Raw genomic sequence first — 19,106 nt, 5'->3', positions numbered from 1 at the left:
CTATGAAAAATTTATTTACATTATTATTATCGGTTTTATTAGTAACAGGTATTTATGCTCAAAAATTACCTAGAATCAAAATATTGGCAACAGGAGGAACAATTGCGGGACAAGGTGCATCGGCAGATCGTTCTGCTTATACCGCGGGGCAATTGCCAATTAAGGATTTAATTGCTGCCGTTCCAGGAATTGACAAAGTTGCAGAAATTTCAGGAGAACAGATTTCAAACGTAGGAAGTCAGGATATGACTGTAGATATCTGGATCAAGCTGAATAAAAGAATCAACGAGATTTATAAAAATAACGAAGCTGACGGAATCGTAATCACACACGGAACCGATACGCAAGAAGAAACGGCTTATTTTTTATCGCTAACCGTAAGATCTGACAAACCTGTAATCATTACTGGTTCTATGCGTCCTGCAACAGCCATCAGCGCAGATGGTCCAAAAAATTTATATGATGCAGTAACTCTTGCAGCTTCAAAACAAGCGGCGCATAGTGGTGTTTTATTGGTATTTAACGAATACATTTTTACCGGAAGAAGTGCCGTAAAAACCAGTACAACTCACTTAAATGCATTTACAGCGCCTAATAATGGTCCAATCGGACAGGTTTATGATGGAAAAGTTTCTCTTTATGAAACTCCGGTAAGAAAAGCCAATAAAAATACTCCTTTTGATATTACAGGTTTAACAACTTTACCAGACGTAGCTGTAGTAGAATTGTATGCCGATACGCCTGCAACTGCAATAAATGCGTATGTAGCTTCTGGAGTAAAAGGAATTGTTACGGGCGGTTTAGGTAACGGAAATTTAAATAAAGTAAACTCAGATGCTGCGGCAAGCGCAGTTAAAAAAGGTATTGCTGTTGCAAGAGCTTCTAGAGTTCCATCTGGAAGAGTTACTTTATTTGATGAAACCGATGATCAAAAGCTTGGCACTATAGTCGCAGATGATTTAATTCCGCAAAAAGCCAGAATTTTATTGATGCTTGGTCTTACCCAAACTACTGACAGCAAAAAACTGCAGGAGTATTTCTTTGAGTATTAATCAATTGAAATTGTAAATTATGCGTGTCTTAACTTTTATAATTTTGAGCGTTTTTCTCTCAGCAGGTGCTTATGCACAGCAGGAAAAACAGACCGATACGATTCTAAATCATAAAACTCCTTTAATAAAAGCAACCAAAGTTGATTTGCTTAACAATGTTGATTTAATTTTCAATACTCAAGTAGGTTTTAACACCTATTTTGATGACGGAAATTACACTGGCAGTAAATTTGAAGTAAACCAATTTAGATTGGAAGTAAAAGGTAGAGTATATAAGGATAAAGTCTTTTTTAGGTTTAGAGACCGATATACTAAAGAAACTGAACCACAATCTACAGATAATATCAGTAGTTCTACTGACTTGGCTTTTATTGGATATAAAATATCTGAAAGAACCAGTATTGCAATTGGAAAAATGACTGCCAATTGGGGTGGTTATGAGTTTGATATGAATCCGATTGATATTTATCAATACAATGATATTGTGGATAATTCGGATAACTTTTTAACGGGAGTTCAGGTGAACTGGAAACTAAATGCAAATCATGTTTTTTCTGGGCAGATTTTAAACTCCAGAACGAAAACTTTTTCTGAACTATATCAAAATGTGCCAAATGTTGAAGAAGCCAAATTTCCTGCCGCTTATGTTGGAAACTGGAATGGAAGTTTTTTAGACGGAAAATTTAAAACCATCTATAGTTTCAGTATTTTTCAGGAAGCCACAAAAAATGGAAGACCGGTAAATATGTATTATACAGCATTAGGGAATCAGTTTCGAAGCAAAAAATGGCTTTTTCAATATGATTTCAAATGGAGTAGCGAAGATTTAGACCGTACTGGAGTTGTGAGTACTATTATTCCGGATACTGTTTTAGATCACGCAGCAGAAAATGTATATTATCTGGAACATTGGCTTAGAACTGTATATTCTCTAAATGAACAATGGAAACTTACGATTATCGGAATGACAAGTAAGGCTTCGTGGAAAGATATTCCCGATCCTTCTATAAGCTCGAACCGAATTCGTACTGCATATGGTATTATTCCGACTGTGGAATTTTATCCTATCAAAAACTTCAATTTAAAGTTTTTTGCTACTTATGTGCAGCGATTCTATAATTACAGCGATTATGCTAAAACTGATTTGGGACAATCTAATACCACAAGCGGAAGAATTATGCTTGGTGTAATTTCTCCTTTGGTGGTATTGTAATAATTTAAGTAACTAACTCAATTGGAAATGCTGGGACAAATCGTAAACACGATTTATTCCAGCATTTTTTTATGAGTAGCCTCCAGCTTCAGCTGGAGGTTTTTAATCATCTTAAGAATAAGGCTTTAGCCAAATCACGCATGTTTGGCTAAAGCCATTTCGATTCCCTTTATTTAAACTCCAGCTAAAGCTGGAGCCAATTCAAACTAATAATTGTTTTGTACGTATATCATACGTATCCCCGTGGTTGAAACCACGGGCTATGTTTAAATATTTGTACAATGAATTAATTTGGCCACACTCACAATTCACAATTCACAATTCACAATTCACAATTCATAATTCATAACTCATAACTCTTTTTCAAATATTTTAAGCGAACAAAACAGATTGTACTATAAAAAGCAAAAAGCAGGATAAGATGCAATAAAACAGATGGATTATCCCATAAACTCGCACCTGATTGTACAATGGCAGTATACAGAACAATAAATGGCGTTGTAGGCAAAAGATTAGACAACCACTGCAATGCTAGCGGAAGCGATTCAAACGGCCAGCTGTATCCAGTAATCAAGAAAATTGGATAAGTGGAGAAAGCCATCATCTGCAAACAAAGCAATTGCGATTTGAACAAAGAGCCTATAAACTGCGCCATCGGAATTAAAGTCACGATAAACAAAAGCAATAATAAGCTTAATTCAAAACCGCTGCCTCGCATGGGCAAATTAAGCAGTTTGTAATTTACATTTAAAAAGAAAAAACCATACGAAGAAAAAAGTATCAAATAGAATAATCCTTTTCCCCAAATACCATTAGAAATACCAGAACCGAGCCATTCTCTTAATCGAGAACGCTGACGCTCACCTGCCACACTTTCGCATAAGCCAATTAATAAGGTTTGCTGTAAAATTAAGGCTAACAATCCTGGCAATAAAAATGCGCCATAACTAGATCTTTCATTAAACAAAGGGCGATAGTCCAAATTTACCGGCATCACATTTTCCATCGCAATGGTAGTGCTCATTCCTTCTTTCTTTTGATAATACTGAAGTCTCACTCCTGCTCCAACCGTCAGACATATTTGCTGTACATTTAATAATAGATCGCTCGAAGGCAGAAACCTTGCTGCATTGATCGCCAGTACTACATTGCTTTGTTTTAAACTCAATAAATTGGCTTCTGTTCCTTCTGGAATATAAAAATATCCTTGGCAATTGCCTTGATACATCTGTTCTTTTGCCTGTTCCAAATTAGAAAAATGAATCAATTCAACTATCGGAGAATCGTCTATATTTTGCTGCAGCAAACGCGATAATCTGGAACCATCATCATCAACAACAGCCAATTTTACATCAAATTCTTCTTTATTGATATAAATGCTTCCATAAAAAAAAGCATATAGCAAAGGAGCAATAAGAAGCGTGAGCAGCAAACTATGATCTTTTACTACTTGTGAAGCTTCTCTCATAAAGAGACTAATCAGTGATTGTTGCGGTTTCTTTTTCATCTTTAATCGAATTAAATTGACGCTTAAACAACAACATTGCAGTCGGATACATTACCAAACAAAACAACAAGAGTTTGGCAAATTCGCCTTGAGCATATCTTAAAGGCAAATTCATATAATAAACCTTAAAAAAGCCATCTAAAAAAGCGGTATAAGGCATAATAAGCGCATAATACTGATCGTACCAAGGCATCGCCCATCTCGGAAAAGTAAATCCGCTGAACACAAAAGCGGGTGAAGTATAGAAAAGCGCAACATCTCCCGAAAGCATCACATCTTTAAACAAAGCCGATATAAACATTCCGATGCCAATACATGCCAAAGAAAGCATCGTATATAGTACAAAAAACTTTCCAGTAGCCTCAGGAATGCCAATATCAAAAAAAGGAAAAATAATTCCTGTAATAATGATAAAATTAATCCAGCTAATAACGAGATGCGCAATTGTTTTGCCAATAATTGCAGTAACAACAGAACCTCTTGAAGTATAGTACAGTTCCTGCATCGTTCCCGTAATCCATTCATAATTTAAAGCCAGCATAGAACTGATAATCAGAATCATCTGCATTCCGACTGTTATCAATCCCGGAACCAAATATTCCTGATAATTGTAAGTTGGATTATAAAGCTGATAGGTTCTCAGACTAATCGGATTTGCAATCGCCATTGCCTGATCAGATTTCATTCCCGTTTTTACCAATTTCTGCAAAATTACACCTGTACTTCCTGTAATTACAACTTCGGCGACAGCCTTATAAACTAACTTAGCAGGAACAAGCGCCGCGGCATTGGTGTACAAAGTCACATTACTCGGATGGCGGCTGTAGATATTCTTCTGCAGATTGGCAGGAAAATGTACGGCACCCAGTATTTTTCCTTCTTGAATTAGTTTTTTAACTTCGGCTTCGCTACTTACTCTTCTTGTAATCTGTAAGGTTTCTTTTTGTTCTAATAAAAAAATCAGCTCTCGGCTTATGGCACTTTGATCTTCATCCCAAATTGCAAACGCTAAGTTCTTGGCATCTTGCTTTTGGTAAATAAAAGCATAAAAGAAAAACAAGGCAACAGGAACAACAAGCATTACCAAGTAAAAGACTTTTAAACTCAGAATGCGTTTCCATTCCCTAATAATTATGTTTAGCATCAAAATCATTGAGGAAGAATTAAAGAAGCAGTCATACCAGAACGAAGTCCTTTAATCTGCTCAAGATTCTCTGGTTTCACTTCTATCGTGAAAGTTCTAAGCTCAAATTCTCCTTTATCTTTTGACGGAACCCAATTGGCAAATTCTAATGTTGGCGCAATAGAATGTACAACAGCATCAAACGTTTCAGGTTCACAACCAGGAACTTTAACCGCTGTCTTGCTCCCTACTTTTAGCAGATTTGATTTATCTTGTCTGATATTAAACTTAATTATGGTGGAGTTTTTCTTCTCTATGGTCATAATCGGATATCCTATTGAAATAATTTCTCCCTGATGTGTAACCAAATTAGAAATTACGCCATCTGCCGGAGCATAAACTCTCGTATTATCGCCAAGCGCTTTGGTTAATTCATACGCTTGTTCTGCTTGTTTTACAATAGCGTTTGCGGTTTTTAGCAATTCGGGTCTTGTGCCATTTTTTAGCATCTGAAGATTTAATTGAGCGGTTTCCATTTCCTTTTTCGCCGCTTGAAACTTAAAATAGAAAACATCTTTTTCCTGTCCTGATATAACATCTTCATTATACAATCGTTCCATGCGATCATAAGTCGTGCTAAACAATTTATATTGTTCCTGACTAATTTGATACAGTTTAGAAGTTGCTTCTATCAATTCTGGTCTTGCTCCTTGTGTAAGCAGTTCCTGTTGTCCTTTTGCAGCGTCAATTGCCGATAATGCCTGCGCTTTTATGGCGTTTATTTCGTTAGATCGAAGTACGGCCAACAGTTGTCCTGTTTTTACAGTATCGCCTTGTTTTACAAGCAATGAATCTAATCTTCCTGGAAATTCGGCCGCTACGTCAACACTTGTCGCGTCAACCATTCCTATAAAATTGTTGTCTTCTTTGTTATTGTCTTTTAAGAAAAAAATCAGTCCTGCTATTACTACAAAGATTGGAATGATCAGCGCCCAGTAGTTTTTAAATATATCTTTCATCTATTTAATAAATTGCGTTATTTGACTTGGATTTCCTAAACTATTAAAATATTCAGCTAATGCTAGATAGTATCCTAAAACAGCGGTATAATATCCTTTTTCTATTTCAGTTTCTACCAATAGCGCATCATTAACGTCTTTTGGCGATGATAGCTGATTATTCATTCTCTTGGTAATTAAACTGCTTGTCGTGTTGGCTTCTTTTCTCGCGGCATCCATAGCCATAACATCATTTTGTAGCGAACTCATTTTATTCTTTGCCACTCTTGACTGCACTTGAAGCATTAAACTGGAATTTTCTTCACCTAACTTGGCTTCTTCAATAAGTTGTTTTGCTGCTAAAGTTTTTTTACTTGTCTGTCCGTTGTACAAAGTCCATTGCAATTCCAGTCCTACAAACCAATCTGGAATAGAAACCGGCAAATCTTTTTGATATAAATTGTAATTTCCAATAGCAAAAACATTCGGCAAAGCCATTGATTTACTAATTTTTTCGGCAGTTTCTGCGTAAGAAATTTTATTATTTGCAATTCTATAAACTGGATTGGTAAGCCAATACTCTTTCATAGGTTTCTCTAGATTGATTTCGGCATATCTTAAAGTATCTGAAATCACTATTGTGGTATCAAGATCAACTCCCATCAGTTTATTCAGTTCAAGATGGGCATTTTGTTTATCCATCTTAATATTGTTATACTGACTCTGCGCTTGAATTAAAACCACATTCGTCCAATTTTTTTGGTATGGCGGAAGAATTTTGTTCTTCACAAGTTCTTCGGCATAATTTTTATTTTTATCTAAAGCGTTTACAATCTGCTCTTGTTTTTTTATTAAAGAGTTGAGATATAATATTCTGAGATATTGCACTGCAATTAAAAAATCAACTTCTTTGCCTGCAATCTCAACACCAATTCCCGCCGAATTGGCAACTGATTGAGCCAAATCTATACTTGAATTTATTTTGTTTCCAAGAAAAATTGGCTGGCGAACTCCCACTCCTGCTATAAAATAGGACTGCTTGCTTAAACTAGGATTGTAATCGGGATAAATACCACCTATCACAGTTTTTGACGCATTATAAATACGATCCTGCGCTGCCTGTGATAAATTGTTTCCTGTAATTTCATGATAAATTTCGTTTGCCGTATTCACACTTTGCTTTGATGAACCTTCAACAACTCCGTCTTTAACAGTCTGCAGATTTATCGTAAGCGGATTGCTCAAATAAGAATAACTTGATAAAAGATCTACCTTAGGAAGATAACCTTTCTTTTCGGCCTGAAGATTATACTCTCCTGTCTTTAATGCAGATTTTGCCTGTTTTATGGTAATATTATTTTGCTGTGCTATAGAAAAACATTCTTCCAGAGAAGTGGTCTGCGCTTTTGTTTCCAGACCGAACAAAAAGCAAAACAAAATAAATGGCTTTAGAAAATTTAGTTTTATGTGCATCTATATAATATTCTTATGATTTGAAATTACTTTTAACTAGCGACTTCTTTGCTGTTTAATTAAAAACTGCAGGATAAAATAGAAATGAGATAAAAACTTATTATTCAGATAAATTCTGAAATTGTTTGAATGTATTTAAAATATACTGTTTACGAAAATTTGGGGTTCTTAACTTAAACAGTAACAAAAGCATATAAACTGATATACCAACTAGTTAAAGATAAAGATTTTATTTTATAAGTGCTATTTTAATCTATGGAAAATATAATGCTTTTGGTTTTTATGAAAACAGAAATATGAAACATTTTGGTGTCGCTCCTCTGGAGCTTTTTGTCGCCAAAGAATTGAATTTGCTATAAATATTTTGCTCCGCTGGAGCATTAAATCAATTGCCTCTAACTTTATCTGGTGTTTTTTTATTATTGTAAAATTTAATCTGCTCCCAATAATTTGCTCCGCTGGAACAACAAATCAATTGCCTCCAGCTTTAGTTGGAGGTTTACAGGAATTTCAGCAGATAGGGCTTTAGCCAAATTTAAATTCTTCATCGATATTTTGCTTCGCTGGTGCGCTCAAAGACAACTCTTCTTAATTTTTACTTTTATAGCGCTCTTCTCCATTGGCATATTTCTTGGGAAAACATTCTTCATTATTAACTGATTTAAAACTATTTACCATGAAAGTTACTTACTACGGTCATTCGTGTTTTTCTGTTTATGCCAACGGAAAACATATTCTTTTTGATCCTTTTATTACGCCAAACGAATTAGCCAAAGAGGTTGATGTTGATGCCATAAAAGCAGATTATATTTTTATTTCTCATGCGCATTATGATCATATTTTGGACGTTGAACGCATCGCAAAAAACACGGGAGCAAAAGTTCTTGGGAATTTTGAAATCTATAATTGGCTATTGAAAAACGGAATCGAAAATGCGCATCCCATCAATCCGGGCGGTAAATTTGATTTTGATTTTGGAACCGTAAAATGTGTGGTAGCTCAACATCCAAGCAGTTTTATGGATGGTTCTTATGGAGGAATTGCCTGTGGTTTTGTACTCACAACTTCTGATGGAAATTTCTATTACAGTGGCGATACTGCTCTGACTTTAGACATGCAGCTGATCCCTAAATTTACTAAACTTGACTTTGCGGTTTTCCCAATCGGCGACGGTCTCACAATGGGAATTGAAGAAGCTATTGAAGCCTCAAAACTTGTTGGAGTAAACAAAATATTAGGCGTTCATTATGATACATTCGGTTTTATTGTTATGGATCATCAAAAAGCTTTGGATGCTTTTAAAAATGCCTCTCTACAATTATTTCTTCCTAAAATAAACAGCACAATCGATATATAAATTGGTAATTTTCTTTGCTATATTTCGCTAAAAGCTGTCTTTTAGCGAAATATCATATGTAATTAAAGAATGGTTTATATAAAAAAAGGAATAGCTGCTGACACTATTCCTTTTTGCATATAATTAAGTACTACTGATTGAACTTAAATTATATGTATTCTACAAAATTAATGATATACTGTGCTGTAAGTTCTGGATATTGATGCTGAGGTCCGTGCCCTGTTGCAGAATACACAATCATTTGAGCGTTTGTCATTTGATTGATAATCGGATACCAATTGTCTACGGCAAAACTGATATCATGATCTCCAGAAATTATCAGAATTGGCGTTTTTATCTTCTTAAGCTGTTCTCTGAAATTAAGTGCATCTTCTCTAAAAGTATCTCCGCCGCCAAAATACAACTGAAAAACATCCATTGTAGAAGGAATTTTTTCTACTTCTATTCTCTTATGAATTCTGTCGTGCGAAGCTTTTGCGGCCAATCGGCTAGATTCTGATTTTGGTTCAAAAAATAACACAATTTCATCTTCAAAATCGTTTAATGGTTTTAGCGCGGCATCATAAAATACTTGTTCAATCGGAACCTCATTTTTCCCAGGCGGATTTGTTCCGACTAAAACAGCATGCGTCACTAGATTAGGATACAATAAAGTTGCCGTCTGCGCCACCAATCCACCATAAGACCATCCTAAAACAATAACTGAATCTAGTTTTAAGAAATCGGCTAGATCTTTGACATCTTTGGCTACAATAGTAATATCTGGAGCCAGACTTCCTGTAGAAGAACCAATTCCGGAATAGTCAAATACGATAACGTTGAATTTTTCTGCCATTTTTGCCACAAACAGCGGATCCCAAGTATCGAGCGTTCCTCTAAAACGGTTCACAAAAATTATTGCCTTTCCTTTTCCATATGAGCGATAAGCAATCGTACGATCGCCTAAATCGGCGAAACTTGTTTCTGTGTCATAAATTTTTTCCATAATTATAATTTAAAGATTGAAACCATATTGTTTTTTTGAGGAAGACAAAGATTAAACCAAAACACAGAACCTTTAAAATAAAGGATTTACAAGATTTTTTTTGTTTGGAATTATGATATTTCAAGAATCAAAACTTGTTTTTAACGATATATAATAATTCTGCAAATATCTGCTTCAACAAAGCTTTTATAATCAATGCTTTACAAAAAAGGCACTCCTTTTGTTTTTCAAACTGCATGCCTTTTCTGAAATTAACCTAATAGCTTCGATATGATGTATTTATCTAATAAAAAAACCATTATGTTTATTACTGGAGCTTTTGTAAGCCATACTTGCTGGAAAGAATGGATCGTTTTTTTTGAAAATAAAGGCTATAAAACTGTAGCACCGCCCTGGCCCCACAAAAATGAACTACCTGCCACTTTAAGACAAACACATCCTAATTCAAAAATTGCCTTAAACCGTTTGAATACAGTATTGGATTATTATATCGAAATTATAGACAAACTTCCTGAAAAGCCCATTTTAATCGGCCATTCCTATGGCGGTTTATTGACTCAATTATTGATTCAGCAAGAGCTGGGTTCGGCGGGAATCTGCATGAATTCTACTCCTCCTGGCAATGTGCTTCATTTTGATTTTTCTTTTTATAAAACCATTTTAGATACCTCAGACATTTTCAGTTCAAAAAGCAAAACGTATTTAATGCCTTTTAAAAAATGGCAGTACTATTTTAGCAGTCAAATGGCTTTTGAAGAACAAAAAGAAACTTACGAAACATTCTTAATTCCAGAATCAAAATTAATTATGCTCGATATTTTTAAGAAAACAGGAAAAATCGATTTTAAAAAGAAACACGAACCGCTTCTGTTTATATCGGGTTCTAAAGATGTTTTTACGCCAGCATCTTTAAATTATTTAAACTTCAAAAAGTATAAAAACCATCATTCGATTACTTGTTACAAAGAATTTACCGATTGCAATCATCTTGCTTTCATTGAGAAAAACTGGGAGACTATTGCTGAATTTATAGCAAATTGGCTAACGAAAATTACTTAATACATTGCTAATCATTTTAAACACATAGAAACATAGTTTAAATAAACTTAAAAAAGGCGTTTCACTAATTTAAATGCACATAGCAAACTATGTGAAAGAAATATGTTTCTCTTTGCCAACTTTTTATGCATCAAAATATATAATCTATGTTTCTATGTGTTTATTTTTTGAGATAAGGCTTAAATAATCCCTTTCTTAATTTCTAGCTTTTTAATTTTAGAATTCAATGTAGAAGGATGAATATCTAAAATTTCGGCCGCGCCTCCAGCTCCAGAAATCTTTCCGTTGCATTTTTTAAGGATGTAAAGGATGTAATCCCTTTCGTTTTCTAATATTGTTTTTATCGAAAATGATTCCGTTGGCTGTTCAGGATGCATTTTTGAAGACATCGAAAGTTCAATTTCTTTAATTGTGTTTCCTTCTGTCAATAGAATAGCGCGTTGCATAACATGTTCCAGTTCACGAATATTTCCTGGCCAATTATAATTCATAATCTGCTGTAAAGCTGCATCAGAAAGAATTGGCGCTTTTCTGCCCATTTTATCACTGTAAATACCAATAAAATGATTGGCCAAATCGGGAATGTCTTCTTTTCTCTTTTTTAATGGCGGAACCATAATTGGGAAAACGTGCAGACGATAATACAAATCCATTCTAAACCTTCCTGCTGCCACCTCTTCTTCAAGATTTTTATTGGTTGCCGCAATGATTCTAACATCAACTTTCATAGGAGAAGTACCGCCAACGCGTTCAATTTCTCTTTCCTGCAAAACACGCAGCAATTTTACCTGAAGTTCAAGAGACATCTCTCCTACTTCATCTAGAAAAATGGTTCCTCCATCAGCCAACTCAAACTTTCCGATACGTTTATCCAATGCCCCTGTAAAAGCCCCTTTTTCATGTCCAAAAAGAAGCGATTCTGCAAGATTCTCAGGAATTGCACCACAGTTGATAATAACCAGAGGCTTGTCTTTTCTTGGAGATAAAGCATGAATGCTTTGAGCAATTTTCTCTTTTCCTGTACCACTTTCTCCTAAAACCAAAACCGAAGTATCTGAAGGCGCTACTTTTCGGATATAATTAAAAACAGAATTCATTTGCGAACTATTGCCGATAATACCTCCGAAATCTTCTTCGGTATTGACAGGCTTTGCGTTTTTTATTTCAACTGTTTTCTGTGGCAGATTTAAATTTTCTTTCGAATAGATTTTAGCCACAAACTGGCAGAAAACAGGTTCAAGCGAATTCAAAATGCGCAAATGCTCCGGAGAATAAACATTCAGGTTACGGCTGTAAAAAGTAAAATGATAACGCTGCATTTCAGAAATCAAAAGCGGAAAAACCAAATACGATTTTATTCCGAAATTATGAGCAATTAAAGCTTTCATCGGAGCTTCTTGAAGATTATTTATCAGTGTTTCTGCACTATAAATAATAGGTTCTTTATCTGTTTTAGATTTTTTGTAGGTTTCATTTATTTCTTTCTCAGACAATTCTGTTATCTGAGTCAGTTTCTGCAGGTTAATAATCTGATACTGATCTATATTTCTACGTACAATGCCAAGATTATCATATTGTGCTGTTGTTACAAAACCCGTTTCTAAATAATCAAAAGGAATAAAAGTCTGAACCGCTTTTGCAAAAGCCAATAAAGCTTCTTCTTTTTTTACATCTGAATTTATAATTTCTGAAATTGATTTCTGAAGCTGAAATTGCTGTCTCAACTGGCTTTCTAAACTATATTGCTGACGATAAAAAGCAATTTCAAGAGTTGTGAGAACATCTTGAGCTCTAAATGGTTTTACAATAAATCCGTATGGCTGTGTGGTTTTTGCTTCGTCTAAAACACTTTTGCTGGAATTGGCCGAAATAAATATAAATCCAATATGTTTTTCTTTAAGAATATGTGCTAATTCTATACCATCTCGCTTGCCTTTTAGCATGATATCCAAAAAAACAAGATCAGGTTTTTCAATCTCAATCTGTTCTAAAGCCTGCTCTACCGATCTCGCAATTCCTGTAACTTCATAATTGGCTTTTTCAAGAATAAGCTGTAAATCATGTGCTTCAATAAACTGATCTTCAACAATTAAAATTCGTTTTTTTAATGCTGAAATTGCAGCTTCATATCCGTTATCGGCAGACTTTTTCATAAGTGATTAAATTTTGTCTTACATTACACTTAACTCATTGATACAAAAATAGTTAATTATCACAATTAAAATTAAGCGTTTCCAAATTTAGCTAAATAAAAATCACATTTTACCATAATTTTGGCGTTATTTTGCAATCCAAACCAAATTGTTTCTCTTTATATTTGTTAATTAAACACTTACTAAAATTTAATTCTAAATAAATCTATGAAGCTACTGTACTCTTTTTGTCTGCTGTTCTTTATAACCCTGAATTCTAAAGCGCAAAATCATCCAGCAACAGTAGGTTATGATTTAAAAAAGAAGCGTTTATTAATACAAACCTGCTCTTCTTATTTATACAATTCAAATCAAGGATCAATAGATGCCGACAGTGCTGTGGTTTTAGCCTGCAAAGCCTACAAATTGCCAGTTTCTTTAGCTTACAATGAAGGCTTTAATGATGGTTCTTATCTAATTGGAAATGATTTAATTGAAAAAGGAAATATTGAGGCTGCTAAAAAACTTTATCATAAATCAAAAGACGTCGATAGAATAAAACTAGCTCTGCAATTGGGAATTTTTTATTTGTTTAAACCTTTTACCAAACCAGATGACATTAAAAATGCAAATTTTTATATCACAGAAGCTGTAAAAATTAGTAATGAGCTAAAAATTCAAAAATGGCAACATCAGAGTTTAATGCTTTTGGGGAAGTTTTATTTCCAGATCAACAATTATCCTGAAAGCAAAAAATGCTTTTCGCAAGTAGTAAATGAGTGCCGAAAACAAAATGACAAAGCCGCACTGGCTGATGCGTTATTCTATCAGGCAACAAATCAGTACGATTTAGATCCCGAAAAAGAAAAAATTCTAAAGGAAGCCGAAGCTTTATACAAAACCCTAGGCTCTGAAGAGAAAAGAATAATCACAAAAGCAAGAATTTGCACCATCTATTTCTGGCATGGAAAAATAAACGATGCCAAGAAAATACTGTATCAAAACACTGCCGATATGCGAAAAATTGGTTTCAGGCAGCAGCAATACATTGAAACTACAATTGCTTATATTGAGGGCGTGCAATTTAATATTAAAAGTGCACTTTATTATGCTTTAAAGAGTGTAGAAAGCATGGAGTCTACAAATGATTACACTTTTGCTGATATTTTTTATATGCGCTTGGGATTGGTGTATTTACAAATGGGACATACAGACGAAGCTATAAAAATGTCTGAAAAAAGCATAAGGTATGGGCAGAATATTTTTAGCAGCGGCTCATGGTACAAAAGTTTTATGACCGCAACAGCCTCTTTGTCAATGAAAGGAAAAAACAAAGAAGCCATAGAATACATGAATTCTATTACGAGCCATTATCCCCCGCCGAATAAGTTTGATAATATGCTTATGAATTATGGTTACGGAAACTGTTATTGGCGAATTAAAAATTATAGCATGGCCGAAAAGTTTTTTATAAAGGCTGGAGAAGCTGCAGATGCCTTAGATTCACCTCAAACCTATAGAGATATCTGCAACACATATTCGTCGATTGCTTTGTTTTATGCGAACCGTAATAACCTACAGAAAACAAAGTTTTATACAGATAAAATTGAAGCCATTTCAAAAAAATATAAAAAGAACTACAATTCAGAAGCACTGCAGATGTCTTTGTATAAACTAGATTCGCTAAGTGGCGATTTCAGATCGGCATTGGAGCATCATAAACAATACAAAATACTGAGTGATTCTCTTTTAGATTATTCAAAAAACAAACAGATTGAAGAGCTTAAATTTCAGTACGAAACAGAAAATAAAGAACAGAAAATCAAATCATTAAACCAAGAAACTCAATTACAAGAAACGGCATTAAAAAAATCAAAACTATTAAACACCGTTTCCATCTCAAGTTTGGTTTTATTGGTTCTTTTAATTGCGTTATTGTACAATCGATATCGTTTAAAACAGAGAACTAATGCTGAACTTGAATTGAAAGAAAAGGAAATCAATCAAAAAAATATCAATTTGAGACATTTGCTTGATGAGAAAGAATGGCTTTTGAAAGAAATTCATCATCGCGTAAAAAATAATCTTCAAACCGTGATCAGTCTTCTCAATTCGCAATCGGCTTATTTGGAAAATGATATGGCGCTGTCGGCCATTAAAAATAGCCAGCATCGTATTCATTCTATGTCTCTGATACATCAGAAATTGTACAATTCGGATAATATTTCGACGATTAATATGCCGAATTACATCAAAGAATTGGTGGAATATTTGAGAGAATCTTTTTCGCTTGGGCAGAAAATCCGTTTTGAACTTAAAATCGAACCTTTAGAATTAGACGTTGCACAGGCCGTTCCGCTTGGACTTATTTTAAACGAATCGATTACCAATTCCATAAAATATGCTTTTCCAGATAATCGAACTGGGATGATATATGTGACGTTGCAAGCTAAATCTGAAAACAAATATCTTCTCACTATTGCAGATAACGGAGTTGGTTTTGACATGAATATTAGCGATAAGAAAATCAATTCATTCGGATTGAGTCTTATAAAAGGTTTAAGCGATGACTTGGATGCGACTTTTTCTATGGAAAACAATAACGGAACAATTCTTAAAATTGAATTCTCAAAAGAGTTTCCAATCAATGACAAAAGAGGATAATTTTAAATTGATTTATAGCGAAATCTCACTAATCTAAATTTATTTAGCGATATATAACATTTAAAAATCAACAAGTTGCACTAAGAAACCTTATTATTAAACCATACTTTGGCGTGGCATATAAATTGTTTTTTTGAGGGAAGGTTAATTTTTTAAAAAATTCCAAAAGAGAAATTTTCAAAGAGATTCTAACATTAATCAAATAAAATCATGTCAAAATCAAAAACGATTGTGCTTATTCACGGAAATTTTGTCAATGACAAAACTTGGGCCGATTGGAAAAAGTACTATGAACAGAAAGGTTATACTGTTTATTCTCCCGCAAATCCTGGACACGATGGAAATCCTGCTGATTTAAGAGCAAAAGTTCATCCAGATTTAACTAAAACCGGATTTATAGATATTGTCAATAATATCAGTAAATTAATAGATACTTTACCCGAAAAGCCTTTGGTAATTGGGCATTCAATGGCTGGTATGGCTACATTAAAATTGGTCGAATTGGGCAAAGCAGCGGCTGGAGTAAGTATTGATGGTGCGCCTCCAAAAAATGTGTTTCCGCCATTTCAAACTTTAAAAACGGTAATTCCAGCTTTTGGCTTTTTCTCTTCGGCTAAATATTTTATGGGAAGCCGAAAATGGTACGATTATGCCTTTTTTAATACCATTCCTGAAGCACAAAAAAGTATTGCTTTTGAGAAATTTGCTGTACCAGAAAGTTATAAGGTAAGCCGCGAATTGGTTTTAAATTCATTCTCTAATATTGATTTCAAAAAACCGCATGAACCAATTCTATTTGTTGGCGGTGGCAGTGATCATATTTTTCCTCCTAGCTTAACAGAAACAATTGCCAGCAGATACAAAGAAAATGCAGGACGTGTAGATCTTAAAATATTTGATGGTAAAAGCCATTTTATTTGTGGAGAACCTGGCTGGGAAACTGTTGCAGATTATATTTTGGATTGGTATGAAAAACTATAAAAAAATGTAAAAAACATTCCGTAGGAATGTCTCATTGGTAAAATTGAGGTTAGACGTTCCTTAGGAACGTTTGATTAATTGTCGGACATATTTCATTCGCAAAAAAACAGGTGTCCCTACGGGACACATGCCTAATGACATCATTTTTTTTCTACCGATCAGATATTCCTACGGAATATTAATGAAAATTAATATTGTTCCTTTTTAATCTGTTCAATTCCGTTTTTATAGTTTGTCACCTCAAAATCTGGAAAACGCTTTCTAAATTTTGAGTCATCAAAAATATTATCGTGTTCATATCTTGGAAGCAGTTCTCGTAATTCTTTTGCTTGTTTATTAAAAAGTGCTCCTATTGCAAAAACAAATTTTGGCATAACCTTATATTTTAACTCTTTCCCATATATTTCAGAAGCCAAGGCAACAAACTCTTTATAATTAATGTGGCTTTCATCAACAGGCAAATGCCAAGTTTGGCCAAAAGCATCTGGCGTATTGCCTATTAATGCTGTTGCACGACTTGCATCAGGTGTCCAAATTAGGCTTCGTTTTTTAGTATCGCTCAAAGGTACTTTCAGCTTTTTGTTTTCTTTAATAGCATTGAATATTAAAGTATTGGTAATGCTCTGCGTTTTGGCAGGGCCATAAAATTCTGGTGCACGGCAAATTACCGCTTCCAACTGACCTGATTTTATTTCGTTTAAAACCATCTCAGCCATTTCTTTTCTAACTATTCCTTTCCTACCGACAGGTTCAAAAGCAGTTTCTTCAGAAAGAACTCTGCCATCTTGGGGATACATATAGGTATTGTCAAAAAACACCAATTTCGTTTTATTTATTTTACAGGCTTCAATGACATTTCTTAAAATAAGCAGAAATTGCTTTTCCCATAAATCAGAGTCCATAGGAAGTCCTAAGGTAAAATATGCAATTTCAGAGCCTTTAACAGCTTCTATTGCTTTTTCTTTAATAGCTAAATCTGCTGAAAAAACAGTATCTGTATCATTTATTTTTTGTGCTTTGCGACTTACAATTCGAATATCTGAAGTATAATTTCTTTTTAGTTCTCTCGCCAATTCTTCGCCAATCTGCCCGTTTGCTCCTAATATTGTCTGCATATTTTAGCTTATTTCTATTAATCCGCTATTCGTTTTGTTTCTCTTGTGAGCTTCTAAATTATGGAAAATTGTAACAATATCTCCAAAACTTTAGTTCGTTTATATTGTAATTATTGCTAATTTAGAACTTGCTATAAATCAGTTAATTTACTTCTAAATTACAACAAAAAACGATATGCAGATTTTGCCATCCGCCAATTTAGCGCCTTTTATCAAGAATTACACTGTTGTGACAATTGAAAAAGATCTCAACAATGAAGTATTTTATCCTAGCGGATATGTCGATTTGATTGTAAATATTTCTGGAGGATTTGCAGCTACTATTATCAACGGAAAACAAAAAGATACTCCTGCAATAGAATTACTGGGACATCTCACGCTTCCAACACGTCTTTCTGTAGCAAAAGGAACATCTGTACTTATAGCAAGAATTTATCCGCATGCCAGCGCATTGTTTTTTTCAGATCCATTATCAGAATTTACCAATTATGCTACTGATATGTATGATGTAGCATTGGGAGAGAATAGGGATTTATATGACCAGATTATGGAAAAGGACGATTTATTGTCTAAAATCAGTGTTTTAGAAACGTATTTTCTTCAAAAATTAAAGAAGAATGAAACTCGTCTAAAGAAAGTTTCAATAGTACAGAATCTAAGCCAGGAGCTTTTTCGCAATCATCAGCAATTGGACTTACCTTTCCTTGCCCGCAATTCAGGTTTATCAGAAAGGTATATCCAAAAACTTTATTTGTCTAATATTGGCATCAGTCCTGCTGCCTTTACTTCTGTAATCCGATTTAACAAAAGTTTGGATTTAGTGCTCAATACAACAGAATCATTGACTACCATAGCTTACGATAATGGCTATTATGACCAAGCTCATTTTATTAAAGAGTTTAAGAAATTTACAGGCATTACGCCATCGGCATCCAGAAATTCGATGCTAAAAAACGATACCGATTTACAGCAGGCTGTCAACATTGGTTTTTAGCCTTGTTTTGCAGGATGATTGCTGCTAAACATATCGCGATGCATCTTCCAGCCTTCTTTGGTTTTCTTCCAGATTACGATTACTTTTCCGTCATCTAGTTTTTTGCCATTCATATCAGTCATTTCATAAAAACTCTCTTCTGTAACGGCTGTTTTTGCGTCGCCGTAAAGATGCTGAATTGTGAATACAACATGCACTTGAGGTCCGCCTCTAAAAAAGGAATCAATTTGTTTTGCTCCGCATTTTGGCTCTCCATTTGGCGGAAATAGACAAGCATCATCCGTATATCTTGCAACAATAGAACCGTCGTTCTTGTTGGTAAAATCGGAGAACGTTTTGTTGCTGGCTTCAATAACTTTTTTTACCTCTTTTAAAGCAGGATCTGTCGTTTGGGCATTACACCAAAAAGTAAGCATCAAAAATGTGCTTAAAATGATTTTTGTTTTCATGGTT

General features: G+C 34.3%; 15 protein-coding genes. 7 read left to right on the top strand and 8 right to left on the bottom strand.

Features of this window, described 5'->3' with window-relative positions; genetic code table 11:
• Positions 1-2: 2 nt before the first annotated feature.
• On the top strand, positions 3-1,052 hold the full coding sequence (locus DMA14_RS11145) for a type II asparaginase (protein ID WP_111424747.1): 1,050 nt from the start codon (positions 3-5) through the stop codon (positions 1,050-1,052).
• Between the two features lie 43 nt (positions 1,053-1,095).
• The gene (locus DMA14_RS11140; protein WP_238989955.1) at positions 1,096-2,265 is read left to right on the top strand and encodes a porin; all 1,170 of its coding nucleotides are present in this window, start codon (positions 1,096-1,098) and stop codon (positions 2,263-2,265) included.
• A 343-nt stretch (positions 2,266-2,608) separates the two neighbouring features.
• Here the strand turns inward: DMA14_RS11140 and DMA14_RS11135 are convergent, their stop codons facing one another.
• The 4 genes from DMA14_RS11135 to DMA14_RS11120 are packed head-to-tail and all read right to left on the bottom strand — an operon-like array spanning position 2,609 to position 7,366.
• Entirely contained in the window at positions 2,609-3,772 is a 1,164-nt protein-coding gene (locus DMA14_RS11135; RefSeq protein ID WP_111424745.1) for an ABC transporter permease, read from the bottom strand.
• Positions 3,741-4,916, bottom strand: a complete 1,176-nt coding sequence (locus DMA14_RS11130; protein WP_238989954.1) for an ABC transporter permease — start codon at positions 4,914-4,916, stop codon at positions 3,741-3,743. Before DMA14_RS11130 ends, DMA14_RS11135 begins: the two co-directional genes overlap by 32 nt.
• 5 nt (positions 4,917-4,921) lie before the next feature.
• Complete coding sequence (locus DMA14_RS11125) at positions 4,922-5,914, bottom strand: HlyD family secretion protein (RefSeq protein WP_111424743.1); 993 nt, start codon at positions 5,912-5,914, stop codon at positions 4,922-4,924.
• Entirely contained in the window at positions 5,915-7,366 is a 1,452-nt protein-coding gene (locus tag DMA14_RS11120; protein WP_111424742.1) for a TolC family protein, read from the bottom strand.
• A gap of 676 nt (positions 7,367-8,042) precedes the next feature.
• Between DMA14_RS11120 and DMA14_RS11115 the strand changes: the two genes are divergently transcribed.
• Complete coding sequence (locus DMA14_RS11115; protein WP_111425034.1) at positions 8,043-8,723, top strand: metal-dependent hydrolase; 681 nt, start codon at positions 8,043-8,045, stop codon at positions 8,721-8,723.
• A gap of 148 nt (positions 8,724-8,871) precedes the next feature.
• Here DMA14_RS11115 and DMA14_RS11110 read toward each other — a convergent pair whose 3' ends face one another.
• The gene (locus DMA14_RS11110; protein ID WP_111424741.1) at positions 8,872-9,708 is read right to left on the bottom strand and encodes an alpha/beta fold hydrolase; all 837 of its coding nucleotides are present in this window, start codon (positions 9,706-9,708) and stop codon (positions 8,872-8,874) included.
• A 270-nt stretch (positions 9,709-9,978) separates the two neighbouring features.
• Here DMA14_RS11110 and DMA14_RS11105 point away from each other — a divergent pair, with 270 nt between their 5' ends.
• Positions 9,979-10,767, top strand: a complete 789-nt coding sequence (locus tag DMA14_RS11105) for an alpha/beta hydrolase (RefSeq protein WP_238989953.1) — start codon at positions 9,979-9,981, stop codon at positions 10,765-10,767.
• Between the two features lie 179 nt (positions 10,768-10,946).
• Here DMA14_RS11105 and DMA14_RS11100 read toward each other — a convergent pair whose 3' ends face one another.
• A complete protein-coding gene (locus DMA14_RS11100) occupies positions 10,947-12,920 on the bottom strand; it encodes a sigma 54-interacting response regulator (RefSeq protein WP_111424740.1) in 1,974 nt (657 codons plus the stop codon).
• A 207-nt stretch (positions 12,921-13,127) separates the two neighbouring features.
• Here DMA14_RS11100 and DMA14_RS11095 point away from each other — a divergent pair, with 207 nt between their 5' ends.
• Both DMA14_RS11095 and DMA14_RS11090 read left to right on the top strand, forming a co-directional pair.
• Positions 13,128-15,563 carry a sensor histidine kinase gene (locus tag DMA14_RS11095; RefSeq protein ID WP_111424739.1) on the top strand — a complete coding sequence of 812 codons (2,436 nt, stop codon included), beginning with the start codon at positions 13,128-13,130 and terminating at the stop codon, positions 15,561-15,563.
• Between the two features lie 210 nt (positions 15,564-15,773).
• Positions 15,774-16,544, top strand: coding sequence for an alpha/beta hydrolase (locus DMA14_RS11090; RefSeq protein WP_111424738.1), 771 nt, complete (start codon positions 15,774-15,776; stop codon positions 16,542-16,544).
• 188 nt (positions 16,545-16,732) lie between these two features.
• Here the strand turns inward: DMA14_RS11090 and DMA14_RS11085 are convergent, their stop codons facing one another.
• Entirely contained in the window at positions 16,733-17,659 is a 927-nt protein-coding gene (locus tag DMA14_RS11085; protein ID WP_111424737.1) for an NAD-dependent epimerase/dehydratase family protein, read from the bottom strand.
• A 175-nt stretch (positions 17,660-17,834) separates the two neighbouring features.
• On the opposite strand from DMA14_RS11085, the gene DMA14_RS11080 reads away from it, so the two are divergent.
• Positions 17,835-18,653 carry a helix-turn-helix transcriptional regulator gene (locus DMA14_RS11080; protein ID WP_111424736.1) on the top strand — a complete coding sequence of 273 codons (819 nt, stop codon included), beginning with the start codon at positions 17,835-17,837 and terminating at the stop codon, positions 18,651-18,653.
• On the opposite strand, the gene DMA14_RS11075 is transcribed toward DMA14_RS11080, so the two are convergent.
• Positions 18,650-19,102, bottom strand: coding sequence for a YybH family protein (locus DMA14_RS11075; RefSeq protein WP_238989952.1), 453 nt, complete (start codon positions 19,100-19,102; stop codon positions 18,650-18,652). The two genes, DMA14_RS11080 and DMA14_RS11075, sit on opposite strands and share 4 nt — an antisense overlap.
• Between the last annotated feature and the right edge of the window lie 4 nt (positions 19,103-19,106).

This window comes from Flavobacterium sharifuzzamanii, from assembly GCF_003254585.1.
Taxonomy (GTDB): Bacteria; Bacteroidota; Bacteroidia; order Flavobacteriales; family Flavobacteriaceae; genus Flavobacterium; species Flavobacterium sharifuzzamanii.
This window is presented reverse-complemented; position numbering and strand designations above follow the sequence as displayed.